The organism is Anaerobacillus sp. QJM3NY_17 (assembly GCF_056173665.1).
In genome coordinates this window covers 472795-497385 of sequence record NZ_CM149685.1, presented here as the reverse complement: position 1 = coordinate 497385, position 24591 = coordinate 472795, and the positions used below count along the sequence as shown (strand labels likewise).

The following is a 24591-nucleotide window of genomic DNA, read 5'->3' as shown; positions in this document are numbered from 1 at the left end:
CATCACTTCACCTGGTTTGAAAGAATAAATCATTCTTTCAAAACTAAACGAAACGCTCATGTAAGGTTGGTAACGTAAGTTACCTTCGTAATTCTCCATAGAAAGGAGGTGATCCAGCCGCACCTTCCGATACGGCTACCTTGTTACGACTTCACCCCAATCATTTGTCCCACCTTCGGCGGCTGGCTCCATAAAGGTTACCCCACCGACTTCGGGTGTTACAAACTCTCGTGGTGTGACGGGCGGTGTGTACAAGGCCCGGGAACGTATTCACCGCGGCATGCTGATCCGCGATTACTAGCAATTCCGGCTTCATGCAGGCGAGTTGCAGCCTGCAATCCGAACTGAGAACGGCTTTATGGGATTCGCTTCACCTCGCGGTGTTGCTGCCCTTTGTACCGTCCATTGTAGCACGTGTGTAGCCCAGGTCATAAGGGGCATGATGATTTGACGTCATCCCCACCTTCCTCCGGTTTGTCACCGGCAGTCACCTTAGAGTGCCCAACTAAATGCTGGCAACTAAGATCAAGGGTTGCGCTCGTTGCGGGACTTAACCCAACATCTCACGACACGAGCTGACGACAACCATGCACCACCTGTCACTCTGTCCCCCGAAGGGGAACGTCCTGTCTCCAGGATTGTCAGAGGATGTCAAGACCTGGTAAGGTTCTTCGCGTTGCTTCGAATTAAACCACATGCTCCACTGCTTGTGCGGGCCCCCGTCAATTCCTTTGAGTTTCAACCTTGCGGTCGTACTCCCCAGGCGGAGTGCTTAATGTGTTAACTTCAGCACTGAGGGTGGAACCCCCCAACACCTAGCACTCATCGTTTACGGCGTGGACTACCAGGGTATCTAATCCTGTTTGCTCCCCACGCTTTCGCGCCTCAGCGTCAGTTACAGACCAGAGAGCCGCCTTCGCCACTGGTGTTCCTCCACATATCTACGCATTTCACCGCTACACGTGGAATTCCACTCTCCTCTTCTGCACTCAAGTCCTCCAGTTTCCAATGACCCTCCACGGTTGAGCCGTGGGCTTTCACATCAGACTTAAAAGACCGCCTGCGCGCGCTTTACGCCCAATAATTCCGGACAACGCTTGCCACCTACGTATTACCGCGGCTGCTGGCACGTAGTTAGCCGTGGCTTTCTGGTTAGGTACCGTCAAGGTACCGCCCTATTCGAACGGTACTTGTTCTTCCCTAACAACAGAGCTTTACGACCCGAAGGCCTTCGTCACTCACGCGGCGTTGCTCCGTCAGACTTTCGTCCATTGCGGAAGATTCCCTACTGCTGCCTCCCGTAGGAGTCTGGGCCGTGTCTCAGTCCCAGTGTGGCCGATCACCCTCTCAGGTCGGCTACGCATCGTCGCCTTGGTAAGCCATTACCTTACCAACTAGCTAATGCGCCGCGGGCCCATCCTGCAGTGTTAGCTCGAAAGCCAACTTTCAACATTGCACCATGCGGTGCGATGTATTACCCGGTATTAGCTCCGGTTTCCCGGAGTTATCCCAGTCTGCAGGGCAGGTTGCCCACGTGTTACTCACCCGTCCGCCGCTAAGATCAGGGAGCAAGCTCCCGTCTCTTCGCTCGACTTGCATGTATTAGGCACGCCGCCAGCGTTCGTCCTGAGCCAGGATCAAACTCTCCGATAGAAAGCTTAATCTAGCTTTAAAACAATGTTTTGTTTCCGTAGAAACAACTACTTACATGGCGTTTCGTTCAGTTTTCAAAGATCAATTCGTTTCTTTCAACGTCGTTTTCAGCGACTTTATTAATGTACCACATTAACTCGGTCGACGTCAACAACTTTTAAAAGTTTTTTTCGTTGTCGCGTTAATCTCTCGCGGCGACAAGTAATAATATACCACGGAGAAAAAATACGGTCAACCCTTTTCTTGATATTTTTTCTCCGTTTTATAAATCACCTATACAGCGCTATATTCTCGAATGAAAATACCAGAACCTTTAGTCTCGCTTCGGTGAACTTCGATAAGCCCTTTTTCAATCATATATTCTAGAAGCGCACCAAGGTCTATCCCGTATTCCTTTAGCTGTTCTTCTTCCATTAATTCTTGATATGTCCATAAACTTTCACGTTCATTCATGATGTTCCTTATATGAACGGTTGCGTTTTTTGATTTTGAAGATAAAGAAAAGTCATTAGCCAATAGCAATAACTCCAGTCGTTTATCAAGAGGATCTTCTCCAGATAAAAGCTCGGTATACAACTTGAAAATTTCAGGTTCAATATGTTTAACCTGATTCCACACAGTAATTTCAGGATGGAACCCATGCTCAATAACAGATAAGCGAGCAAGATGGTGCAAAGCATGAAGAATAAAGTTATACGCATCCATATATTGCTTAGAAGCGAAAAGTTCTTTCCCATCTGTATATCTTCGAATAAGTCTTGCAAACTCCACTCCAATTTTTTGAGTGCGCTCTTCATATGGAAAATCTCTAATTCTCTCTTTCAATCCCGCTATGTACTCGTTCCGATCAAAAATGATCTTTCCATTAACAAGCCATGCCACAAGACGACGGTGGCTACCAGAGATTAGCCATTCGTTAACCTGCTGCTCTGTTATAACGTGCATAGCAGCTTTCTTTCCTTCAAAATCATAATGTTTGACGAACCATGGTTTCTCGTTATTTTGAACGATGATTAGTAGGACAACATCAAAATTATCAGTAAGCGGGTGAAATGGCTTTGTCTTTTCAATAACTAGTACACCCAGTGTATCAGGATGACTAGCTCTCTCTTGATAAATCGGTCTTAAAAGGTTTTCCATAATTCGATCCTCCAGAAGTACTTATACTTTTGTTTCCTTACGATATTCAATTTCCCTTTTCCTACGTTAACTTAAGTATTCAACAGTCCATATTATAAATCCTGTAATGAAATAAGCAATCCCTGAATTTGAAGTTTCCACTATCTACTTGAAAATATCCAACTATATGAAATGCAGATTACGTTATTCACCTTATAAGGAAAGTGCTTACACCTCATGGTTATGCTATAATTGTGTGCAGGAGGGACTTGCAATGCAACTAAAGTATACTAATAAGATTAATAAAATTCGTACGTTCGCACTGAGTCTAGTGTTTATTGGTATCGCGATTATGTATATAGGAATATTCTTCAAGACATCTGTCTTGCTTATGACCATCTTTATGCTGATTGGATTTCTTGCAACGATCGCAAGTGCGGTTGTGTACTTCTGGATCGGAATGCTCTCCACAAGAGCAATCCAGGTAGTTTGTCCAAACTGTGAAAAGCCAACGAAAGTTCTTGGACGTGTAGATGCTTGTATGCATTGCAAACAACCACTAACGATGGACCCTAATTTGGACGGCAAAGAATTTGATGAGAAATACAATGTGAAAAGAGCCCAAAAAAGAACGCAGTAAAAGATAAGAAGGCTTCCACCATTAATGGTGGAAGCCTTCTTTAAATTAGTGTTTGCTTTGCTGGCAATCTGGACATTTTCCGTAAATCTCCATTCTGTGATCACCGACTCGGAAGCCTGTTACCTGTTCCGCAAGCGTTTCTACTTCGTCCAATCCCGGATAATGAAAGTCTACAATCTTACCACAATCATCACAGATAATATGATAATGATCTGTTGTGACACAATCAAATCGGCTGGAAGCATCTCCGTACGTTAATTCTTTCACCAATCCAATTTCCTTAAATACTCTCAAGTTATTATAAACTGTAGCTACACTCATATTAGGAAATTTTCCTTCAAGAGACTTATAGATCTCATCTGCTGTAGGATGTGACATGGACTGGATTAAATGCTCCAGAATGGCATGACGCTGCGGGGTAATACGCACTCCTGAATTTTTCATAGCATCAATTGCTTCATGCAGTTTTTCTTCAGCCATTCGTCATGCACCTCGCTTTCAACAAGCATTCTTACTTTGTAATGTTTATAATTAGTGTACATGGAGAAAGAGGGTTTTGTCAATAATGACAAGCTTATAGGCCTCTTTCTTATTTGTGCTCTTGATGAAGGATCGACTCATTCTCCCCCATATGGTAGTTAATGAAACGAGCTGCTACAAATAAAAAGTCAGAGAGACGGTTTAAGAAAGAAAGGACAAGAGGATTTGCGTCTTCTACCATTGTCGTAAGACGCTCCGCGCGACGGACAATCGTACGCGCCACATGTAAGCAAGCTCCTGCTGAGTGTCCACCTGGCAATACAAAGTTCCTGAGAGGTTCAAGCTGCTGCTCCCAGCTGTCGATTTGGTTTTCCATTTCATTAATATGCGATTCTTCAATAGTCCATCCTACTTTTTTTCCTTTAGGTGTAGCAAGCTCTGCTCCCACATGGAAAAGCCACGTTTGTATTTTATGAAAAATGGCCCCCCATTCTTCTTTACCATCGAAGTTCGTAGCCCCAATATAACTTAGAGCAAGTCCGATCTGGGAATTGGCTTCGTCACAAGTTCCGTATGCCTCGACTCGAATATCGTTTTTAGACACCCGTTGCCCATAAACGAGAGAGGTTTCTCCTTTATCGCCTGTCTTCGTATAAATTTTCACTATTAATACCCCCTATCCGGATCAATGACATTCTTCAAGTCATTCGTTCCTTTTTGATATTGAATTAAGTTATGCTCAAATATTTCAATCGCTCTAGGTTGATAATTGTCAGAGATAGCTGAATGGTGCGGCGTAACCGTTACATTTTCCATCTCCCAAAATGGGTGTGACGAATCAAGTGGTTCATCTTTAAACACATCCAATACAGCATGGGCAATTTGATGTTCATTTAGTGCGTCAATCAAACACTGCTCATCTACAGTATCTCCTCTGCCAATATTAATAAATACCCCAGATTCTTTCATCGCTGCAAATTGTTCTTTCGTAAAATAATTTGCCGTTTCACTCGTACTAGGCAGCACACTTACCACGTAGTCACATTTCGGTAGCATTGATAAAAGTTCTTCATTATTATATATCACATCAAAATGGTCTACTTCACGTCCAGATCGATTGACTCCTAGCGTTTTCATTCGAAATGCTTTCGCCACTCTTGCAATCTCACTGCCAATGGCACCAGTACCAACAACCCCTATCGAGCTACCAGTAATTTCTCGTATAGGCGTTTTTTTCTTCCAGATCTTTGAGGATTCATTTGCTAGCACTTGTTTTGTATCCCTCGCTACTTGAAGCATAACAGATAATGTATATTCAGCCATCGGAATGCTATGGATGCCCCGTGCATTTGTTACGAGAATACCTCTTTCTTTAATAGCCTGAAATGGCATTCTTTCAAGTCCAGCCGATAGGACCATTATCCATTTAAGGTGAGAAGCTTTCTGAATTAACTCTGCGTTCAGGTCCTCTCCATATGTAAGAAGAATTTCTGCATCAGCAAGTTTAGGCTCCGCTTCTTGCATTGATGGATAAAAATGAAACGTTACGTCTGGATATGTTTCTCTAAGGCGCTCTTTAATATTTGTCTTCAGTTTCCCCGTTGATAGTACCTGCATTATTTCACCACTCTCCATTTATTTAACCTTTCTTCATGTATTAAGTATAGCTGAATGACCAATATGACTTAAACAAAACAACCTCTTCGAAACATCGCTAACAAAAAAAGAGCGCATAATGCGCTCTCAACTGAAGATATGATCTACTATACTCTATGTTGCAAACATCTAATGGTATAGTCTTTTGTCCCGCAGACAAAGGCTTATGATAAGTTTTCTTTAATGTAACCTAGTGCAGATTCCACATGCTCTTTAACGCGAACTTTCCGCCAATCTTTTACAAGGGTTCCTTCTTTGTCTATAACAAAGGTAGAACGAACAATCCCCATGTATTCTTTGCCGAAGTTTTTCTTTAACTGCCATACATCATATGCTTCTGCAGCAGAATGATCTTCATCTGCTAGGAGAAGGAACGGAAGGTCATACTTATCAATAAATTTTTTGTGTTTCTCGACTGGGTCTGGACTTACTCCCAAGATAACCGTATCCAGTTCTTCGAATCCTTCAATATGATCTCGAAAATCACATGCCTCTGTCGTACAGCCAGGCGTCATATCTTTTGGATAAAAATAAAGCACAACATTTTTTCCTTTATAGTCTGAAAGAGACACAGTCTCACCAGTGCTTGCTTCTAACTTAAAATCTGGAGCTTTTTGACCAATTTCAACACTCATTTTTACGCCTCCTTAAATCTTCTTAAGATAAGCGTAACGAAATTCATTCGAACTTACAACTTGGGGCTTTCACGATAGTCAACGATGGTCGTGACAAAAAATGCGGCTGGCATTAAGTAACCGATTAACGCCTCAAAAATCGCAATCCATCTTCCAACTCCAATTGGAGTAAGATCTCCATAGCCAACCGATAGAAGCGTAACCGCACTGAAATAAAGGACAGATTGAACTCTTGTAAACGGTGTTAATGTCATATCCGCAAGATCCATTTGACCTTCTTGAAGTACAGGAATATCAAGGATAATGAGGCTTAAATACATACTCCCAAAAGCGATAATCATCGTTAAATAAACAAGGAACAGTAGAAACATCTTATAAACAGACAGGAGACTACCAGGCACTCTCGTTCTTTTCATAAGAGCTACCATACTTCTCCCAACACTAATAAGGGCAAGAATAATAGCACAAGTAATCAATAAGAGCATTAGTAAACACCTCATAATAGGTTTATGAGGTGTTCGTTGAATTTAGGACGAACTATTCTGAAACAAGTGTCGTGTAGACAACCATCCGCTCCTCGTGTGTTCCTGCATCTCGATCAAATGTCCCTGTACAAGTAATTAAATTGAGGCTTGATTTAGAACTTGTTCCAAATACTTTCTCGAGTGGCGCTTTATTTCTAGGATAAGACTCAACAGCATGCACCTCAAAATCATACGCCAATCCATGTTCATCCGTAACTGTAACGAGATCTCCAGCTTCTAAATCTACAAGGTGAAAGAACACCGATGGTCCAGTTTTGTTATCAACGTGACCGGCAAGGACGGCATTTCCTCTTTCACCAGGTTTCGCTCCAGGCTGATACCATCCAACGTTACGTTCATCTTTGGGCACATCCATTTGCCCATCTGTTAATTGGCCCACATGCTCCACTTTTGCGTCTACATTAATAGCTGGAATGGATAATTGGGCTGGAATGATTCCTACTAAAACAGGTTCAACGGATTCGTTACTCTTAGATGAAGAAGATGCTGTTAAATTTGGAGCAGAGATCAGATGTGTTTCCTCATTATTAGGTAAAACTTCTTTCATTTCATCTGATTGATTAGAAGAAGAGGAGCAGCCTGCCGCTGCTCCTAAAAGTAACATACTTAATAAAAGCTTTTTAAACGGCATATGCGCTCCTCCTTCTACCTTGATTTAAGCTGTTTGCTTCTTACGAAGATAAATTCCAGTTCCTGCTGCTAGAATAGCTCCTCCAAGAAGTGCCCATGCAACTGTATGAGACTGATCAGCTGTACCACCCATACCTGTTTGGGGCATGTCTGAAGGCATATTTGTCGCATCAACCATCGGCCATGCTTCAAGAGTTGGTTCACCTTCTACAAGACCTACCGCATAAACAGAGTAAACATAGCCTTCTTTTAATTCAACACCAGGAATCTCAAGAACAACGTCTTCAGAACCTGCTGGTCGAACTTCAAGATCAACAGTCATAGGATCAACTTCAGCGTAGTCTGACGTTGATTTAAATGCTACATCTGAGAATAGAACGTCTCCGTCTTTAACGGCTACATCTACATTAGGTGCATCTGGAGACGCATGTACAACCCTTACTTTTGCTTTTCCTTTAGAAGCTTCCATATCATCGCTTAGCGCCCAAAGGGAGATGCTATCTAGCGTACCTACTGCAGCAGCAGAATACTTCATGCCTTCTTCAAGCGTCACTGACTGACTGATAACCGGCTCGCCTTCTCCATTCTCACCAGCTGGGAATACTTCAATTTCGTGATCTCCTGCAGGAAGAGCCATGTATTCTGTCGCCTGTTTATATTCAGCACCTTCTACAACTGCCTCACCATCTACATAAACATCAACTGCAGGTGCATCTGGAGACGCATGAATCACTCGTACCATTGCTTCATGATTATCTGCGAATGCCGTACCACCAATAATCCCAAACATCATAACCATCGCAACTGCGGCCGCCATAAACTTCCTAAGCATTCAATCCACTCCCTTTATTTAATTTTTGTTATACTTTTGTATAACCTTTGTTCATTTACTAATACGACAAAATATTTGCAATCGGATCACTTTTTTTACACTTTTGTTGTTTTTATTTCGAATTCAAGGGAATAGAGCTACTAGCAAAGCTCGGAGGAGGAACTAACTAATGAGTAAAGGCAATTATGCGATTGCTTACTGGGATAGTGAAAACGAGGAGCATTTTAAAGTCTTTTGTATTGAAAACCATCAAACGCTTTTACACATCGCCCGTCGCATAGTCAATGACCAGCAAATTGCCGAAGAGATCGTTCAGGATGTTTATTTAGAAGTTTGGAATAAGCGAAATCAATTCAAGCCTGATAAAGGTAAACTCTCCTCGTGGGTTAACCAGATCACACGAAACCGAGCTATTGATCGGATTAAGAAAGAGCAGCGTAATTTTAAAGAAACAGTTGTTGAAGATCACCAGTTGGTCGATAAAGAACTTTATATTCAAGATGACTTTGGAAACAAAGATATGATTGATGGAGCCTTAAATACTTTGAATACAGAACAAAAAGAAATTCTTAAACTCATCTACTTAGAGGGTTATAGTCAAGCAGAAGTAGCTTCCAAAAAGAAGATTCCCCTTGGAACAGTGAAAAGTCGCGTTAGGCTTGGCATGAAAAAATTAAAAGAAACGATCGATTTATCATTATTAGAAACTGTCTAATCATAAACAAAAAGTCCAGAGGGAGATCCCTCTGGACTTTTTAGTTACCTGCGCCCCTGTATTTCGTGACGCCAATATTCCACATAAAGATGGCGAATCCAAAAAACGCCACTCCCATAACAGGTGTAAGAAAAGCATAACCATACCATTCTTCACGACCTAAGAAATAAGCTGATGGATACACACCAACAAAAGCAAATGGTAAGATCCACGTTAATACAAAACGAATCACTTTATTATAGATATCCACTGGATATCTCCCATAGTTCCCGATATTGTACATCATTGGCATAATACTTGTTCTGCTATCAGACCAAAAGCTAATGCTTGCTAGTAGAATAAAAATACCTGCATACACAAATGCACCACCTAAAACCATAAAGAGAAATACAATAGGATCGTACCAGGACATACTTAGATCAAGTCGATTCCCCGCATAAACCATAACAGCGATTCCTGTGATAACCCCAAATAAAGATTCAAGCTCCATTCGTTCTAAAATAATCTGAAATAAACTATGAACGGGTCTTGTTAGAATCCGATCCATTTCACCCTTAACAATATACCGCTCGTTAAAGTCCCAAATGTTAAAAAATGCTCCGAAGATAGCAAAAGGAACGAGGAAAAATCCGTAGATAAAGATGATTTCATCCTTCGACCAGCCGCTAAGCATATTTGTATGCCCAAACACGACAAGTATAAAAATCAAATTAACTGCCTGAAACAATAAGTCAGACATAATTTCCATTAGCATATCTACACGATAAGTTAATCTCGTTTTCATATATTGCGAGACATATAGAAAGAAAATACTAGCATGCTTCATTTGTCACCCTCCCTGCACAATCAAGCGTTTTTTGGCAATTACCCATAGCGCTTGAATTGGAAGAATCAAAATAACCGCCCAGACAAGCTGGAAAAGAATCGCTTCCCAAACCGCACTTCCAGTAAAACCTTCTGTGAAAATCATACTTGGAATATAGCTAATGGCTTGGAACGGTAGAAAGTCCATGACATTCTGTGCCCAACCTGGATAGAAACTAATTGGAAGTAATAACCCTGAGAACAAATCAATCACAACGCGCTTTGCTCGAATCAGTCCATCGTTGTTAAAGAAGAAAAAGGTCATAACGCCTGTCAGCAGATTAATTTGAGTATTAACAATAAAACTTAGAATAATTGCTACCATAAAGAACAACCACGTCGACAGTGCAGCCGAAAATTCAATCGGGAAAATGAGGCTAACAATAATCATCCCTGGAATTGAGAAGAAGCTTAATCTAAAAATCCCTTCTCCAAGCCCCTGCATCGTCTTCATTATTAAATAATGATAGGGGCGTATAAATTCAACTGCTACCTTTCCCTCTTTAATCTCCTGAGCGATTTCTCGATCAATATTATTAAAATAGAAAGCTCTTGCCATCCAAGCCACAGCAACATATGTTGTCATTTGAATAACTGATAATCCTTCAATCTCCCCTTTTCCACCGTAAATCGCATTCCATAGAAAGTAGTAAGCACCAATGTTAATGCTGTAAATTAAAATTCCGCTATAATAGTTCGTCCGATAGGCAAGCATCATTAAGAAGCGGACGCGAATCATCTCAATGTACTTACCCATTACGCATGCCCTCTTCATAGATATTTCGAATAATCTCTTCAGTCGAAATTTCATGAATCTTAATATCCGTAATCCTGTTTGCTGCTACGACTCTCCCAATTACTTCGGAAATGACATGCTCTTCATTCACTACATTCGCGATCCACACATTCTCGCGATCACCTTTTGTCCATTCTGCTTCAAGTTCCTTCAATAAAGGTTGAAGTTGTTCACCACTAACCTGTTCACCAAATTGAAATTCAATTTGCTTCCCTTCTCCCCAATTAGAACGAAGCTTTGCAAGCTTGCCATCATATATAATCTGGCCTTCATCTAGCATAACAACCCGATCACATAACGCTTCAATATCCGTAAGATCATGAGTCGTAAGTAAAATCGTTGTCTTATACTTCTCATTAATCTCTTTTAAGAAATTACGGATCTTTAATTTAACTAGCACATCAAGTCCAATTGTCGGTTCATCTAGAAATAGAAGCTTAGGGTTATGAAGAAGAGCTGCGGCTAACTCACACCTCATACGCTGGCCAAGCGATAATTTCCGAACCGGTTTATCAAGTAAAGGACCAATATCTAGAGACTCAATTACATGATTCATATGCTCGTTATAAACATCATCTGGTACGTTATAGACTTTTTTAAGCAAACGAAATGATTCTTGTACGGCAATGTCCCACCACAATTGAGATCGTTGCCCAAATACAACTCCAATGGATCGAACAAACTTCTCTCGTTCTTTATGTGGATCCATTCCATTTACACGAACAGTTCCAGAAGTGGGCGTTAGAATACCCGTTAGCATTTTGATACTCGTCGACTTCCCGGCTCCATTTTCTCCAATATAACCTACCATTTCACCTTCATTAATGGTAAAAGAAATATCTTTAACAGCCGAGATAACCTTATAATTACGCGTAAAAAGATCTCGAAACGCTCCTTTTAAACCAGAACGACTCGAGTGAGATTTAAAATCTTTACGCAGTTCCTGTACATCAATCACTTTTTCCATACGTCTTCCTCCTTTTAACACACCAACTTAGTTTACAAGAGCAGCTTGTAATAAACAATATTTGAGCTTTCACTTAAGCGGCAAGAGTGTTTCGTTACACTCTAGTCATGCTACAATGGAGTTTGATGAACAAGCATTACAAGGAGGTCAACATGAATTTCACGAAATCAGAACAACATCATAAAGAATCACTCGATATTATGCTAGGTGGCGTCAACAGTCCATCTCGCTCATACAAAGGCGTTGGAGGAGGCACTCCTGTCTTTATGGAAACAGCTAAAGGTCCTTATTTTTGGGATGTCGATGGTAACAAATACATAGACTACCTTGCAGCATACGGCCCTATCATCACTGGTCATGCGCATCCACATATTACTAAGGCCATCACAACAGCAGCTGAGAACGGCGTGTTATACGGTACACCAACCGTCTTAGAAAATCGGTTCGGTTCGATGCTTCAAGAAGCCATCCCTTCTCTAGAGCGCGTTCGATTTGTGAACTCTGGTACGGAAGCAGTAATGACAACGATACGCGTAGCTAGAGCCTACACAGGTCGCAACAAGATTGTGAAATTTGCTGGCTGCTATCATGGACACTCTGATCTTGTGCTAGTTGCCGCCGGTTCTGGTCCCGCTACCCTTGGAAGTCCTGACTCAGCGGGTGTCCCAAAAAGCATCGCTAGAGAAGTTATCACCGTACCATTTAATGACATTGAAGCTTATAAAGAAGCAATGGAGAAATGGGGAGATGAAGTAGCCGGAGTTCTCGTTGAACCGATTGTTGGGAATTTCGGAATTGTTGAACCTGAGGAAGGTTTCCTTGAAAAAGTAAATGAGATCACACATCAATATGGAGCGCTCGTTATTTATGATGAAGTTATCACTGCATTCCGCTTTATGTATGGTGGTGCCCAAAACTTACTTAATGTTGAACCGGATATGACGGCACTAGGAAAAATCATTGGTGGTGGCCTTCCAATCGGCGCATACGGTGGGAAACGCGAGATTATGGAACACGTTGCACCACTTGGTCCAGCTTATCAAGCTGGGACAATGGCAGGTAATCCAGCCTCTATCTCAGCCGGTATTGCGTGTCTTGAAGTTCTTCAAGAAGAGGGCGTCTATGATCATTTAGACAAACTTGGAGAACGTCTTGAGAAGGGAATCCTCCTTCATGCACAGGAAGCTGGTATCCAAATTACAATCAATCGTCTCCGAGGAGCTTTAACTGTCTACTTTAATAACGAGAAGGTTATTAATTACAAACAAGCTGAAGACTCCGATGGAGAGAAATTCGCCCGCTTCTTTAAACTAATGCTCAGTGAAGGTATCAACCTTGCCCCTTCTAAATATGAAGCATGGTTCTTAACAACAGAACACACTGAAAAAGATATCGATGATACGCTTGAAGCAGTAAAGCGCGTCTTTCATCAAATGGCTTAGCGAAAAGACAGAATGAAGTTCCTTCATTCTGTCTTTTCTACTATCTTTGTTATTATTGAAAATAGGGCTTGCTATCCTGACCATTCCGATGTATAACTAGAACGTCTCATATGTTTAAAAGAGGAAATAGAGGATACTCTCTATACTAAAAGTACTCGACGAAAGGACTTACAATAGAATGAAGTTTGGTGCCCGTATTTTTAAAACAGGGCTAGCGATTACTCTCGCACTTTATATTGCAACATGGCTTGGACTCGAGCCTCCGACCTTTGCTGGCGTAGCTGCATTATTTGCCATTCAGCCGTCGATTTACAGATCTTATCAAACCGTTATTGATCAATTTCAATCCAATATTATTGGAGCCGTGCTTGCAGTTATACTCGTTCTGCTCTTTGGAAACCAGCCAATCGTAATTGGTCTAGGTGCGATCATCATTATCGCCATTAATATTAAATTGAAAATCGAAAGTACGATTCCACTCGCAATCGTAACTGTTATTTTAATCATGAATGCTCCTCAGGAGGAATTCATCACTTTTGCGACAAACCGATTCTTAGTCATTATGGTCGGTGTGATCAGTTCTTTCTTTGTGAACTTAGTTTTCGTGCCACCGAGATATGAAACGAAATTATTCCACAAAATTGTGAGCAATACAGAATATATTTCACAGTGGATCAGGCTTGCTACTAGAAACGATGCCGAACATAAAGTATTGAAAGAGAACTTAATTAAGTTGAAAGAAGATACAGTTAAAAGTGATCAGTATTTTCTTCTATACAAAGAAGAGCGTACGTACTTCAAACGCAGAGATTTTGTAAAAGCACGTAAGCTCGTCCTATTTAGACAGATGATTGCTACAACAGAAAAGTCACTTGCTATACTAAAAATGCTTGATCAACTTGATGTGAAGATTTTGATCATGCCTGACGAGGTCAGGAAGATGATTCAGACTCACCTCGATGAGCTAACAAATTATCACGAACGCATCCATTTAAAATATATCGGAAAAGTGAGGAACCAGTCTCCTGAGGAAATGTTAAACAATGTTGGATCTGGGGAGTCTACCTTAACCGAACGCTATGTTGACTTATACGAAAATGGCGAATGTAATCGCGAGCTTTGGATGACAATATTCCCCCTAATCGGAATGATTATCGATTACCACGATCACCTTGAACACCTTGATTTACTTGTCGATAGCTTTCATTCCTATCACCAGGAAGAAAATGAAGTTGATATTCAGGAACTTCATGCCAAATAAAAAAATCAGCCGATACGGCTGATTTTTTTATTTCTTCATTTTTGGATCAAGCGCATCTCGAAGACCATCACCAAGTAGGTTAAATCCAAGAACCGTTAGCATAATCGCAAGTCCCGGAAAGAATACAGTCCATGGTGCCTGAATAATATACGAACGTGAATCTGCAAGCATTTTCCCCCACTCAGGCTGTGGCGCCTGTGCACCAAGACCAAGAAAACTAAGGGCCGCTGCCTCCAGAATAGCCGTTGCAATTGCAAGTGTTCCTTGCACAATTATAGGTGCAAGTGAATTTGGCAATATATGATGAAAAATGATTCTTGAATCTTTCATCCCAACAGCTCTAGCCGCCATAACATACTCTTCCTGCTTCACACTTAACACCCTTGATCGAACAAGCCTTCCAAAGTTCGGAATATTAATGATAGCAATCGCGATAAGTGCATTTCTTAGCGATGGTCCTAGTACGGCAACAACAGCAATAGCAAGAAGAATACTTGGAAACGCAAGCATAATATCAAATATACGTGAAATAATCGTATCCACTAGCTTACCGTAATAACCTGCTACCATACCTAGTAAACTCCCTACCGCCGCTGAACCTAGTACTGCAAAAAAGCCAACCCATAAAGAAATTCTTGCCCCATAAATTATACGTGATAAAATATCGCGACCGAAATCATCGGTTCCAAACCAATGACTGGCCGATGGAGATTGAAGTCGTTCACCTAATTTTTGTTCGTTAATCCCTTCAGGAGCGATGACCCCTGCAAAGATCGCTAGAAGAATGAAAAAAAGTACAATCCCCATGCCGACCATCGCTAACTTATTTCTCCTGAATCCTTTCCAGGCTTCACGCCATGGCGATAATACTTCTTCATCTGGTTGCTTTTGAACATTCACTTTTTTTTGCGGAGCGATTTCAGCCATCTTAGAAGCCCCCTTTAGTTGTATTTGATTCGAGGATCAATTGCAGCGTATAACAGATCGACAATGAGATTAATAAAAACAAAGATGACAGCAACGATGAGAATACCAGATTGAATCACTGGATAATCCCTGAAATTAATGGCGTCGTAAATATAACGACCGATTCCTGGCCAACCAAATATTGTTTCAGTAAGAATAGCTCCACCTAGTAAGAGACCCATTTGAAGTCCAATAACAGTAAGTACAGGAATAAATGCATTTTTTAATGAATGCTTGTACACAACCCAAAACATCTTTGTACCTTTTGCTCGAGCTGTTCGAACAAAATCTGAGCGCATAACCTCAAGCATACTTGAGCGTGTCATTCGAGCAATGATAGCCATCGGTATTGTTCCAAGAGCAATACCAGGTAGAATCAAATGCTTAACCACTTCTACAAATTGATCCATTCTTCCCTGAAGTAAGGTATCAATAAGATAAAGATGCGTGATAGCATCAACAGGGTTTCTCACATTTTCGCGACCCGTGGATGGTAGCCACCCAAGTTCAAGCGAGAATGCCCATTGTTCCATCAAACCAAGCCAGAAAACAGGCATCGACACACCGACTAGCGCAAGTACCATAGCCGTGTAATCGAACCAAGAGTTTTGAAACCATGCACTAATAATCCCTGCATTGACGCCAATAAAAATAGCTATAACCATCGCCACAAGCGACAGTTCAAGAGTAGCAGCAAGATATGGCCAAATTTCTCCACTAATATCTGAACTTGTTCGAAGAGATGTGCCTAAATCACCTGTAAACAAGTTTTTAATATAGTCGATATATTGTAGATACCACGGCTGATCAAGGCCAAGCTGTTTGGTTAAACTTTTTATCGCTTCCTCTGTTGCCTGTTGACCTAAAATGACCTGGGCAGGATCTCCAGGAATAGCTCGAATCATAAAGAACACAATAAGCGTCATTCCAAATAAAACCGGGATAAGCATTAGCAATCGTCTAACTGTATAAGCAAGCATCTACTCACCTCTTCTTCCATCTGTAAAATCACATGCCGTTCTATATGTATAAAACCAATTTATTTTGAAGAATAAAAGGGGAGTTCATCACTCCCCTTCTTTATTTCCTATTGAAGCGTTACTTTCGTTAGCTTGTCAGAACCAGTTGGATGCGGTGAGAATCCTTTAATTGTACTAGAGCCACCTAGTGCAGGCTTAGAGTGTACAAGAGGAATCCACGGTGCATCTTCATGGATGATTTCTTGAGCTTCTGCATAAATCTTATTACGCTCTTCTTCATCTGGAGTCGACTGTGCTTCGATTAGAAGATCATGAAGCTCCTGGTTTTCATAGTACGTATAGTTGTTGCTTCCAATGTTATCCTGATCAAGGAGTACATATAGGAAGTTATCAGCGTCACCATTATCCCCTGTCCAACCTAGCAAGAAGCTATCAGCTTCACCATTACGAGCTTTTTCAAGATAAGTTGCCCACTCGTACGATTTGATTTCAGCATCTACGCCAATTTCTGCGAAGCTTTTCTGAAGAACTTCTGCTACTTTTTGACCATCTGGCATATATGGACGTGGAACAGGCATTGCCCAAAGCTCCATTTCAAAACCATCTTCATAGCCAGCTTCTTTTAGAAGTTCCTTCGCTTTATCAAGATCATATTCATAACCTTCAATATCATCGTTATATCCACCGATTACCGGAGGCATTGGGTTTTTCGCTGGTTCAGCTTGTCCAGCATAGAAAGAATCGATAAGCGCTTGCTTGTCCACAGCGTGGTTCAGCGCCTGACGTACAAGCTTATCTTTTAATGGTCCACGATTTGTTGTCAATCCAACGTATCCAACGTTCATAGAAGGTCGGAAGAACGTTTGAAGATCGCCATTGTCTTCTACCTGCTGAACATCAGAAGGGTTAAGGCCATCCATCAAATCGATTTCCCCAGCCATTAAGGCATTTAGACGTGCTGAGTTATCAGGAATCGCTCTGAAAATAACACTATCAAGTTTTGGATAACCATCCATCCAGTACTCTTCGTTTTTATTTAGAACGATTTTGTCATTTCTGTTCCACTGATCAAATACGAACGGACCAGTACCTACAGGATTTTCACCAAACTTATCGCCCTGCTTTTCAAGTGCATCAGGACTAGCAATCGCAAATGGAGACATCGCGATATTTTTTAAGAATGGCGCCTGTGGACGCTTCAATTTAAATTCAACTGTGTAATCGTCTTTCGCCGTTACACTTTCAATAACGTGCCCTTCATCACCTTTAAATCCACCGAACATGGATTTATAGTAATAGAAAGCTTCTTCATTCCCATTCATCCAACGTTCGAAGTTGTAAACAACGGCGTCTGCATTAAAGTCTGTACCGTCATGGAACTTCACGCCCTCACGAAGTGTGAAGGTATACGTCTTGCCATCATCAGAAACTTCCCACTCTGTTGCAAGTGCTTCCTGTACATCTGTGTTATCATCACCGTAATCAAGGAGAGTATCAAAGATGTTCTTTGTTACTTTAAATGATTCCCCGTCTGTAACAGATGCTGGATCAAGTGATACGGAGTCACCACCGCGACCAAAGATCAACGTTCCACCTGCTTCTTCGCCTCCTTCTCCGGAGTCTCCCCCACCATTGCCATTCGTTTCGTTAGATCCACCGCAACCGGCTAGACCGATCGAAAGAAGCAATACAAACATTAATGAAAAAATGGTCTTCTTCATGTTCTTCCCCCTTAGTCATGTGTGTGATTTATACATGGTCTTCTTCATACAGATGACACGCTGTATAGTGCCCAGGTTCTATCTCCCTAAATTCGGGAACTACGGAGCTGCACACGTCCATCGCCTTAGGACATCTTGTGTGAAAAGGACACCCTGATGGCGGATTAGATGGACTTGGTACATCTCCAGTAAGAATAATTCTGTCTTTCCCATATTCAGGATCTGGAACCGGCACCGCTGAAAGAAGAGCCTGTGTATACGGATGTTTTGAATCCAAATAGAGCTTTTCACTATCTGCCATTTCAACAATGCGCCCAAGGTACATCACTCCGACACGATCGCTAATATGACGAACAACTCCTAAATCATGAGCTATAAACAAATATGTTAGTCCAAGCTCTTTCTGAAGATCTTCTAAAAGATTTAATACTTGAGCTTGGATCGAAACATCAAGTGCTGAAACAGGTTCATCCGCGATAATTAACTTCGGATTAACTGCAAGTGCCCGTGCTATACCTATTCTTTGACGCTGTCCACCACTGAATTGGTGAGGATAACGTTTGGCATGGTAGGCACTAAGACCAACAATTTCAAGAAGTTCTCTTACCCTTTTTTTACGCTCTGCTTTATTACCAAGCTGATGAACGATAAGAGGTTCTTCGATAATTTTCTCAACTGTATGTCTCGGATTAAGCGATGCAAAAGGATCCTGAAACACCATTTGAATATCTTTTCTAAGGTGACGAAGATCCTTTTTGTTTAAACTGGTCATTTCTTTTCCATCAAAGAGAACTTCCCCTTCACTTGGCTCAAGAAGTCTCATCAACATACGACCAGTTGTAGACTTCCCACATCCACTTTCCCCAACTAACCCAAATGTTTCTCCTTTATGTAAGGTAAAGGTTACACCGTCCACAGCTTTCACTGTTCCTACCTGCTGTTTAAGTACGCCTCCCTGAATTGGGAAATGCTTCTTAAGCTGTTTTACTTCAAGTAATGCTTCTTGCAAAATAGGCGCCCCCTTTAGCTTTTCACATTCTCTAATATAGCTGCTTTTTTCTCGTCTTCATGAAGCCAGCACCTAGCCTGTTGTCCTGGTCCTGCATCTAATAACGTTGGATTCTCTTCATAGCATTTATCGAAAGCAAAACTACAACGCGGAGCAAAATGACATCCTTTATGAATCGAACCTGGTTTTGGCACATTTCCAGGGATAGAATACAGCCTGTCTTTTCGAACTCTCACATCAGGTACTGATTCGATTAACCCAATCGTATACGGATGCTTTGGATGCTGAAAAATATCACTTGTTTTTCCCTGCTCAACGATTTTGCCAGAGTACATAACAACAATACGATCACAAATTTCTGCGACTACACCCAGATCGTGTGTAATCATAATAATCGATGTATTAGTTTCTTGGTTCAATTTCTTCATGAGCTCTAGAATCTGAGCTTGAATCGTCACATCAAGAGCTGTTGTTGGCTCATCCGCAATGAGTACTTCTGGTTCACATGCCATCGCCATCGCAATCATAACGCGCTGCCGCATCCCCCCAGATAATTGATGAGGGTAATCATTCATAAGTTCTTCAGCCCTAGGAAGCCCAACTAGTTTAAGAATTGATATAGCATGCTCCCAGGATTTTTTCTTGTTCCATTTTTTATGTATTCGAATTCCTTCAACGAGCTGATTGCCGATTCTAAATACAGGATTAAGGGATGTCATCGGTTCCTGGAAGATCATTCCGATTTCATTTCCCCTTATTTTTCTCATCTCTTTCTCTGATTTCGTAAGAAGGTTTTCCCCTTTGTATGTAATTTCTCCTCCTACAACTTTTCCTGGAGCCTGAATAAGTTGCATAATGGACAATGAAGTCACACTCTTTCCAGAGCCAGACTCCCCAACAATCCCAAGTACTTCACCTTTATTTACATGAAAGTCAACGGAGTCTACTGCTGGAATCTCTCCATCATCAGTAAAAAAGTGCGTTTCTAATCCACTAACATTTAAAACTGGATGTTCCATACACTCACCCCTTTCCGTAAATTCTGAATTTTTTAATTAAACTAAAATCTGTTTATCATTATTACATTATTTTTGTTAGTTGGCAACGCTTATTGAGGTAATTTTCTGTCTTTTTTTGACGCTTTTACGCGATAATATGCATATTTAAACAAAAAAAGCACCTCAAAGAGATGCTTTTTGATGAATAACTATAAATTTTGTACTTGAAACAAATTATGGTAGGACCCTTTCCGTTTCATGAGCTCTTGGTGATTCCCGCTCTCTGAAATTTGGCCGTTTTCTACCACCACGATACGGTCAGCATGCGTCACTGTCGCTAGACGGTGTGCGACAATAAAGGTTGTGCGATCTTTCGCAAGTACTTCAAGCGCTTCTTGAATAAGATGTTCACTTTCAAGGTCAAGTGCTGACGTTGCTTCATCAAGAATTAAAATAGGCGGATTTTTAAGAAATACTCTTGCGATTGCAATCCGTTGTTTTTGTCCACCAGACAGCTTCACACCTCGTTCACCAACGGGCGTATCATATCCGTCTTGAAGGTTCATGATGAACTCATGAGCGTTAGCAGCCTTTGCAGCTTGTATAACTTCTTCTTCAGAGGCATTTGGATTCCCCATCATGATATTCATTCGAACGGATTCACTAAATAGGATGTTATCCTGAAGAACCATTCCAATGTTATCTCTCAAGCTTCTTGCTTCATAATCCCGTATGTCTGTACCGTCAATTAGAATACTCCCACCCGTCACATCATAGAAACGTGGAATTAAGCTGACAAGTGAGGATTTACCGCCACCGCTCATTCCTACAAGCGCAATGGTTTCTCCAGCACGTACATTAAGATCAATTCCTTTTAGAACAGGTAGATCCTCTTCATTATATTTAAATGAAACATGTTCAAATTGGATATTTCCTCGAACATCGTTTAACTTTTTTGCATCTTTTCTATCTACAATATCGTATTTTTCATCGACAAATTCAAATACACGATCCATTGATGCAATGGCTTGGGTTAATGTGGTAGACGAATTCACCAATCTTCTTAAAGGACTATAAAGCCGGTCCATATAAGTCACAAACGCAACCATTTCACCGATTTGGAGTCCACCCGAAATCACAAGATACGCAGAAAAGGCGATAACAATAAGAGGAGCTACATCCGTAATCGTATTAACGACAGCAAACGTTTTGGCATTCCACCTTGTATGATCAAGTGCTCGTTCTAAGAAATTCGTATTTCTTTTGTTAAATTGCTCTTGTTCATAATCTTCTAAGGCAAAACTTCGAATCACAGACATCCCTTGAACTCGTTCATGAAGATGACCTTGAACTTCTGCAAGTGCCTGTGAGCGATCCTTTGTTAAATCACGAAGACGCTTATAGAAAAATTTAACTGACAGTCCATACAGAGGAAGAAGAACAATTGCTGCAAGCGTTAGCCAAACATTCATAAATGATAATATACCGATAATGATGACGATGGTAATGAGATCAAGCCAAACATTCATCATCCCAGTAATTACAAATGTTTTTGTTTGCTCCACATCATTTATTACTCTTGAGATGATTTCCCCTGCTTTGTTATTAGAGTAAAACTTCAAACTTAATTGTTGGATATGAGAAAATAATTTATCTCGTATATCATACAGAATCTTACTTCCAATCCACTGAGCATAATACTGACGGAAGTATTCTACCGGTGGTCTGACAACGACGAATAGAAAGAAAGCTCCTCCCATCAACCAAAGAAGCTGCTCATACTTATCCCCAGCTGGCATTTCTGCATTGATAATGTCATCAATGACGTACTTTAAAATCAATGGAAGGAGAAGAGGAATACCAAACTTTAATATTCCAATTCCAATCGTTATCCCAATTTGTTTTTTATACGGTCTTACAAAGGTCATATACCTTTTTATACTACCCAGATGGCATCATCCTTTAGTTAATCACATGCTGTTTTTATATCATGCAAAAACCTGTTGAAAAACATTCAACAGGTTTTTCTTACCTATATTGAAGGAACTGTTCATACCACTGATCTACAAATCCAGGGGCAAACGGTCCTTTTCTTTGATGAATCCAGTTCATCAGTTCTTTTACATTTTGTTGTATAATACGATCGACTGCTTCGGGATAATTCATTTCTTCGCGGTGTGCTTCATACTCATCTTCATCTAATAACTTAAAAGTCATATCAGGATAGATCTTAATATCAAGATCGTAATCAATATACTTCAATGCTTCTTCATCGTAAGTAAATGGAGTACCTAAATTACAATAATAATATAGCCCATCTGTTCTGATCATTCCGATGACATTGAACCAGTGGTTTGCACTAAAGTAGCAAATCGCAGGTTCACGCGTTCTCCATTGTCTTCCATCAGCTTCAGTCACAAGAATGCGATCGTTTCCGCCGATTATTTCTTTGGATGTGCCTTTAAGTACGATGCTTTCTTCCCAAGTACGATGTAGCGTACCGCGATGTTTATAGCTTTGAATTTGAATTCTCGTCCCGGTCGTTGGGAAACTCATCTTCTTCTCCTTTCCTAAGAAATTCCGGAAAACGATGAATGCCTTTTGCATACAGGCAGACTCACAGCATCCTTTCTTTCTTACCGTTCAATACATGGCTATTATCAAAAATCTTACATCTCATCTATATTCTTCTCTATTATAACGCTTAACAAAATAAAATTAAAATAAAAGCGCCACTCGAATAGAATGGCACCCAATTTCAGCTTAATAAATAGGGGTTTTTTCAAAGGTAGAGATGACGTCCGAAATAAGTCGTTCAAACTCATCCTCCATAAGTGATAGCATCTCTTTTCTTTCTACAATTATGGCATTTCTACCCTTTTCTTCATCCAGAATATCCTCTAAGCTTAGAATTTCTTCCTTCGTACGAATCATTTGATCGGCAAGCTTGAGCTGCTGTTGAATGAGCTCATCAAACTCCTTCATTTAACCTCTCCTTCCAAATTGTGATTTTTGACATTCCCATGGAGCAAGCTAATACCATTAGCGATTTCTAGCAAGCCTTCATCAAAAAAGAAATTCCATAAACTCATGTGAAATCCTTTGGGAACTTCTGTAGAGAAGTCAGGAGTTTTGTCATAAACTCCCTACAGGAGCAATACATTCTGGTTGTTCATTTCTAGGGGAATTCACAAGCGTCGAAACTTCATACGCATTCATTTCCTTAGAGGATATGGGCTTCATACAACTGCTTAAGATTTCACTATCACTTACTGTATCATCCAGCCAAATCCTCTCATCATCTCTTGTTAAAATGACGGGCATGCGATTATGTATCTCTTTCATAAATTCATTTGCTTCTGTGGTAAGTATCGTACATGTAAAATGATTTTTGTCGCCATCATTCCATTTTTCCCACAACCCCGCCATTGCAAACGGCTCACCCTTTCTTACTTGGATCCGCATCGGAATTTTTTGATCCTTCGTCTGCTTCCATTCATAAAAACCATCCGATAATATTAAACACCTTCGCTGCTTAAGAGCATGCTTAAAGCTCGCTTTCTCCTGAGCTGTTTCACTTCGCGCATTGATTAATTTATTTGAGATAGACGCATCCTTTGCCCAGAATGGAATTAGCCCCCAACGCAAGGTTCCCATTCGATTCATTTGATTTGTTCTAATCACAGCCGGGATTTGTTGAGATGGTGCTATATTAAATCGTGGTATATATTCATCCATGCTCGTTTGATCAATTTGAAACCTTTCAAGTAACACGTCGAGTTCTGTCGTTAGCGAGAATCGTCCGCACATAACCAACACCCCTTCCTATATTAGATTGTTTCTCCACTTGTCTTATAATCCCTACCAGCATTTAACTAACGAAAAACAGGGCTGACTAAGTCAGCCCTGTCCGGGAAGTTCGATTATTGTTGCTGCTGGTTCTTAGCAGATGCTTGCTGCTTATTTTGAGCAGACTTCGCGTTGCGAGCTTTCACTTGTTGTGCATCCGTTTCGCTTGCAAATTCAGCACCGTATTGTTGCTGAGCTGCTTGTCCTGCAGATGCTTGCTGCTTATTTTGAGCAGACTTCGCGTTGCGAGCTTTTACTTCTTGTGCATCTGTTTCATTTGCAAATTCAGCACCGTATTGTTGCTGACCAGCTTTACCAGCAGAAGCTTGTTGGTTCTGCTGTTTCGCTTGTTGAATGTTTGCACCAGCTTGTGTTTGTCCTGGTTTCTTTGCCATGGCTTATCACCTCCCACAAACAATAGAATATCCAGTAACATGATTCTTATGTATTGTTTTTAGAAAAACTTGTTTCGGGTGCAAATAAACAAAAATATTCCTTATAGAACTGTTACTTGATAGCTTATCAGGAATGAACATTTCATCATGCTTTCCATCTCTTCCCCTTCATACTGTTCAAATCAATGATACAAACTAAGAAGAAGAAGGAGGTTAAATGATGAATAATCGAGATATGACAGAGCTTTCTATGATGTCTAAAAAGGAGTGGGTGGACGAAGAACTATCTTTTTTTCACTATAGCCTTCAACAGGTTACTCCTTACTTAAATAGCGAAGGCGTAGCTATCCATCGAGAAATAATGAAAGAAATTGAACAGCGTGGTGGGCTCTCAGCATTTATGCCCGAATAAAATCCAGTTCTCCGTCCAAAAAACAA

Annotated in this window: 26 protein-coding genes and 1 rRNA gene; 5 read left to right on the top strand and 22 right to left on the bottom strand. The window is 40.8% G+C overall.

What is annotated here, in order from left to right:
• Window positions 1-101 precede the first annotated feature (101 nt).
• Window positions 102-1653, bottom strand: a 16S ribosomal RNA gene (locus tag AC0VYV_RS02685).
• Window positions 1654-1926: 273 nt separating this feature from the next.
• Window positions 1927-2793 carry a nucleotidyltransferase-like protein gene (locus tag AC0VYV_RS02680; RefSeq protein ID WP_194220068.1) on the bottom strand — a complete coding sequence of 289 codons (867 nt, stop codon included), beginning with the start codon at window positions 2791-2793 and terminating at the stop codon, window positions 1927-1929.
• A 253-nt stretch (window positions 2794-3046) separates the two neighbouring features.
• Between AC0VYV_RS02680 and AC0VYV_RS02675 the strand changes: the two genes are divergently transcribed.
• Entirely contained in the window at window positions 3047-3412 is a 366-nt protein-coding gene (locus AC0VYV_RS02675) for a YgzB family protein (protein WP_224598799.1), read from the top strand.
• A gap of 45 nt (window positions 3413-3457) precedes the next feature.
• Here AC0VYV_RS02675 and perR read toward each other — a convergent pair whose 3' ends face one another.
• The 7 genes from perR to AC0VYV_RS02640 form a co-directional block, all read right to left on the bottom strand.
• Entirely contained in the window at window positions 3458-3892 is a 435-nt protein-coding gene (gene perR / locus AC0VYV_RS02670) for a peroxide-responsive transcriptional repressor PerR (RefSeq protein WP_194220070.1), read from the bottom strand.
• 109 nt (window positions 3893-4001) lie between these two features.
• Window positions 4002-4556 (bottom strand): cob(I)yrinic acid a,c-diamide adenosyltransferase, encoded by a 555-nt coding sequence (locus AC0VYV_RS02665; RefSeq protein WP_475366472.1) that lies wholly within the window; start codon window positions 4554-4556, stop codon window positions 4002-4004.
• Window positions 4557-4558: 2 nt separating this feature from the next.
• A complete protein-coding gene (locus AC0VYV_RS02660) occupies window positions 4559-5509 on the bottom strand; it encodes a D-2-hydroxyacid dehydrogenase (protein ID WP_430241490.1) in 951 nt (316 codons plus the stop codon).
• Between the two features lie 203 nt (window positions 5510-5712).
• The gene (gene bcp, locus AC0VYV_RS02655) at window positions 5713-6183 is read right to left on the bottom strand and encodes a thioredoxin-dependent thiol peroxidase (RefSeq protein WP_475373245.1); all 471 of its coding nucleotides are present in this window, start codon (window positions 6181-6183) and stop codon (window positions 5713-5715) included.
• Between the two features lie 53 nt (window positions 6184-6236).
• Window positions 6237-6668 carry an ion channel gene (locus AC0VYV_RS02650; protein WP_430241492.1) on the bottom strand — a complete coding sequence of 144 codons (432 nt, stop codon included), beginning with the start codon at window positions 6666-6668 and terminating at the stop codon, window positions 6237-6239.
• 52 nt (window positions 6669-6720) lie between these two features.
• Window positions 6721-7359: a class F sortase gene (locus AC0VYV_RS02645; protein WP_475373244.1), complete on the bottom strand. Its 639-nt coding sequence runs from the start codon at window positions 7357-7359 to the stop codon at window positions 6721-6723.
• A 24-nt stretch (window positions 7360-7383) separates the two neighbouring features.
• Window positions 7384-8190 (bottom strand): DUF4397 domain-containing protein, encoded by an 807-nt coding sequence (locus AC0VYV_RS02640; RefSeq protein ID WP_430241496.1) that lies wholly within the window; start codon window positions 8188-8190, stop codon window positions 7384-7386.
• Between the two features lie 169 nt (window positions 8191-8359).
• Between AC0VYV_RS02640 and AC0VYV_RS02635 the strand changes: the two genes are divergently transcribed.
• Window positions 8360-8905 (top strand): RNA polymerase sigma factor, encoded by a 546-nt coding sequence (locus AC0VYV_RS02635; RefSeq protein WP_430241498.1) that lies wholly within the window; start codon window positions 8360-8362, stop codon window positions 8903-8905.
• 40 nt (window positions 8906-8945) lie between these two features.
• Here AC0VYV_RS02635 and AC0VYV_RS02630 read toward each other — a convergent pair whose 3' ends face one another.
• Genes AC0VYV_RS02630 through AC0VYV_RS02620 form a run of 3 tightly spaced genes read right to left on the bottom strand, consistent with a single transcriptional unit; the run spans window position 8946 to window position 11532 of the window.
• Window positions 8946-9731: an ABC transporter permease gene (locus AC0VYV_RS02630; protein WP_430241500.1), complete on the bottom strand. Its 786-nt coding sequence runs from the start codon at window positions 9729-9731 to the stop codon at window positions 8946-8948.
• 3 nt (window positions 9732-9734) lie between these two features.
• A complete protein-coding gene (locus tag AC0VYV_RS02625; protein ID WP_194220079.1) occupies window positions 9735-10526 on the bottom strand; it encodes an ABC transporter permease in 792 nt (263 codons plus the stop codon).
• Window positions 10519-11532 (bottom strand): ABC transporter ATP-binding protein, encoded by a 1014-nt coding sequence (locus AC0VYV_RS02620; protein ID WP_194220080.1) that lies wholly within the window; start codon window positions 11530-11532, stop codon window positions 10519-10521. Before AC0VYV_RS02620 ends, AC0VYV_RS02625 begins: the two co-directional genes overlap by 8 nt.
• 152 nt (window positions 11533-11684) lie before the next feature.
• On the opposite strand from AC0VYV_RS02620, the gene AC0VYV_RS02615 reads away from it, so the two are divergent.
• Together AC0VYV_RS02615 and AC0VYV_RS02610 are read left to right on the top strand one after the other, a co-directional pair.
• Entirely contained in the window at window positions 11685-12974 is a 1290-nt protein-coding gene (locus AC0VYV_RS02615) for a glutamate-1-semialdehyde 2,1-aminomutase (protein ID WP_475373243.1), read from the top strand.
• Between the two features lie 178 nt (window positions 12975-13152).
• Window positions 13153-14235 carry an FUSC family protein gene (locus tag AC0VYV_RS02610; RefSeq protein WP_226616546.1) on the top strand — a complete coding sequence of 361 codons (1083 nt, stop codon included), beginning with the start codon at window positions 13153-13155 and terminating at the stop codon, window positions 14233-14235.
• Between the two features lie 27 nt (window positions 14236-14262).
• On the opposite strand, the gene nikC is transcribed toward AC0VYV_RS02610, so the two are convergent.
• The 10 genes from nikC to AC0VYV_RS02560 form a co-directional block, all read right to left on the bottom strand.
• Window positions 14263-15162, bottom strand: coding sequence for a nickel transporter permease (gene nikC, locus AC0VYV_RS02605; RefSeq protein ID WP_194220083.1), 900 nt, complete (start codon window positions 15160-15162; stop codon window positions 14263-14265).
• Between the two features lie 14 nt (window positions 15163-15176).
• Window positions 15177-16181 (bottom strand): ABC transporter permease, encoded by a 1005-nt coding sequence (locus AC0VYV_RS02600; RefSeq protein WP_226616545.1) that lies wholly within the window; start codon window positions 16179-16181, stop codon window positions 15177-15179.
• Window positions 16182-16288: 107 nt separating this feature from the next.
• Window positions 16289-17902, bottom strand: a complete 1614-nt coding sequence (locus AC0VYV_RS02595) for an ABC transporter substrate-binding protein (protein ID WP_475368364.1) — start codon at window positions 17900-17902, stop codon at window positions 16289-16291.
• Window positions 17903-17930: 28 nt separating this feature from the next.
• Complete coding sequence (locus AC0VYV_RS02590; protein WP_194220086.1) at window positions 17931-18911, bottom strand: ABC transporter ATP-binding protein; 981 nt, start codon at window positions 18909-18911, stop codon at window positions 17931-17933.
• A 14-nt stretch (window positions 18912-18925) separates the two neighbouring features.
• Entirely contained in the window at window positions 18926-19930 is a 1005-nt protein-coding gene (locus AC0VYV_RS02585) for an ABC transporter ATP-binding protein (protein WP_283153071.1), read from the bottom strand.
• Window positions 19931-20118: 188 nt separating this feature from the next.
• Complete coding sequence (locus AC0VYV_RS02580; protein WP_475368363.1) at window positions 20119-21837, bottom strand: ABC transporter ATP-binding protein; 1719 nt, start codon at window positions 21835-21837, stop codon at window positions 20119-20121.
• A gap of 100 nt (window positions 21838-21937) precedes the next feature.
• On the bottom strand, window positions 21938-22465 hold the full coding sequence (ntdP, locus tag AC0VYV_RS02575; RefSeq protein WP_226616541.1) for a nucleoside tri-diphosphate phosphatase: 528 nt from the start codon (window positions 22463-22465) through the stop codon (window positions 21938-21940).
• Between the two features lie 207 nt (window positions 22466-22672).
• On the bottom strand, window positions 22673-22894 hold the full coding sequence (locus AC0VYV_RS02570; RefSeq protein WP_194220089.1) for a hypothetical protein: 222 nt from the start codon (window positions 22892-22894) through the stop codon (window positions 22673-22675).
• A 150-nt stretch (window positions 22895-23044) separates the two neighbouring features.
• The gene (locus AC0VYV_RS02565; protein ID WP_475366465.1) at window positions 23045-23719 is read right to left on the bottom strand and encodes an SOS response-associated peptidase; all 675 of its coding nucleotides are present in this window, start codon (window positions 23717-23719) and stop codon (window positions 23045-23047) included.
• A gap of 113 nt (window positions 23720-23832) precedes the next feature.
• Window positions 23833-24153: a gamma-type small acid-soluble spore protein gene (locus AC0VYV_RS02560; RefSeq protein WP_194220091.1), complete on the bottom strand. Its 321-nt coding sequence runs from the start codon at window positions 24151-24153 to the stop codon at window positions 23833-23835.
• A gap of 217 nt (window positions 24154-24370) precedes the next feature.
• On the opposite strand from AC0VYV_RS02560, the gene AC0VYV_RS02555 reads away from it, so the two are divergent.
• A complete protein-coding gene (locus tag AC0VYV_RS02555) occupies window positions 24371-24565 on the top strand; it encodes a hypothetical protein (protein ID WP_283153072.1) in 195 nt (64 codons plus the stop codon).
• Window positions 24566-24591 lie beyond the last annotated feature (26 nt).

Coding starts and splice junctions, on each gene's coding strand:
- AC0VYV_RS02680 (WP_194220068.1), bottom strand. CDS start 2,793: ATGGAAAACCTTTTAAGACCGATTTATCAAGAGAGAGCTAGTCATCCT.
- AC0VYV_RS02675 (WP_224598799.1), top strand. CDS start 3,047: ATGCAACTAAAGTATACTAATAAGATTAATAAAATTCGTACGTTCGCA.
- perR (WP_194220070.1), bottom strand. CDS start 3,892: ATGGCTGAAGAAAAACTGCATGAAGCAATTGATGCTATGAAAAATTCA.
- AC0VYV_RS02660 (WP_430241490.1), bottom strand. CDS start 5,509: ATGCAGGTACTATCAACGGGGAAACTGAAGACAAATATTAAAGAGCGC.
- bcp (WP_475373245.1), bottom strand. CDS start 6,183: ATGAGTGTTGAAATTGGTCAAAAAGCTCCAGATTTTAAGTTAGAAGCA.
- AC0VYV_RS02650 (WP_430241492.1), bottom strand. CDS start 6,668: ATGCTCTTATTGATTACTTGTGCTATTATTCTTGCCCTTATTAGTGTT.
- AC0VYV_RS02645 (WP_475373244.1), bottom strand. CDS start 7,359: ATGCCGTTTAAAAAGCTTTTATTAAGTATGTTACTTTTAGGAGCAGCG.
- AC0VYV_RS02640 (WP_430241496.1), bottom strand. CDS start 8,190: ATGCTTAGGAAGTTTATGGCGGCCGCAGTTGCGATGGTTATGATGTTT.
- AC0VYV_RS02635 (WP_430241498.1), top strand. CDS start 8,360: ATGAGTAAAGGCAATTATGCGATTGCTTACTGGGATAGTGAAAACGAG.
- AC0VYV_RS02630 (WP_430241500.1), bottom strand. CDS start 9,731: ATGAAGCATGCTAGTATTTTCTTTCTATATGTCTCGCAATATATGAAA.
- AC0VYV_RS02625 (WP_194220079.1), bottom strand. CDS start 10,526: ATGGGTAAGTACATTGAGATGATTCGCGTCCGCTTCTTAATGATGCTT.
- AC0VYV_RS02620 (WP_194220080.1), bottom strand. CDS start 11,532: ATGGAAAAAGTGATTGATGTACAGGAACTGCGTAAAGATTTTAAATCT.
- AC0VYV_RS02615 (WP_475373243.1), top strand. CDS start 11,685: ATGAATTTCACGAAATCAGAACAACATCATAAAGAATCACTCGATATT.
- AC0VYV_RS02610 (WP_226616546.1), top strand. CDS start 13,153: ATGAAGTTTGGTGCCCGTATTTTTAAAACAGGGCTAGCGATTACTCTC.
- nikC (WP_194220083.1), bottom strand. CDS start 15,162: ATGGCTGAAATCGCTCCGCAAAAAAAAGTGAATGTTCAAAAGCAACCA.
- AC0VYV_RS02600 (WP_226616545.1), bottom strand. CDS start 16,181: ATGCTTGCTTATACAGTTAGACGATTGCTAATGCTTATCCCGGTTTTA.
- AC0VYV_RS02595 (WP_475368364.1), bottom strand. CDS start 17,902: ATGAAGAAGACCATTTTTTCATTAATGTTTGTATTGCTTCTTTCGATC.
- AC0VYV_RS02585 (WP_283153071.1), bottom strand. CDS start 19,930: ATGGAACATCCAGTTTTAAATGTTAGTGGATTAGAAACGCACTTTTTT.
- AC0VYV_RS02580 (WP_475368363.1), bottom strand. CDS start 21,837: ATGACCTTTGTAAGACCGTATAAAAAACAAATTGGGATAACGATTGGA.
- ntdP (WP_226616541.1), bottom strand. CDS start 22,465: ATGAGTTTCCCAACGACCGGGACGAGAATTCAAATTCAAAGCTATAAA.
- AC0VYV_RS02570 (WP_194220089.1), bottom strand. CDS start 22,894: ATGAAGGAGTTTGATGAGCTCATTCAACAGCAGCTCAAGCTTGCCGAT.
- AC0VYV_RS02565 (WP_475366465.1), bottom strand. CDS start 23,719: ATGTGCGGACGATTCTCGCTAACGACAGAACTCGACGTGTTACTTGAA.
- AC0VYV_RS02560 (WP_194220091.1), bottom strand. CDS start 24,153: ATGGCAAAGAAACCAGGACAAACACAAGCTGGTGCAAACATTCAACAA.
- AC0VYV_RS02555 (WP_283153072.1), top strand. CDS start 24,371: ATGATGAATAATCGAGATATGACAGAGCTTTCTATGATGTCTAAAAAG.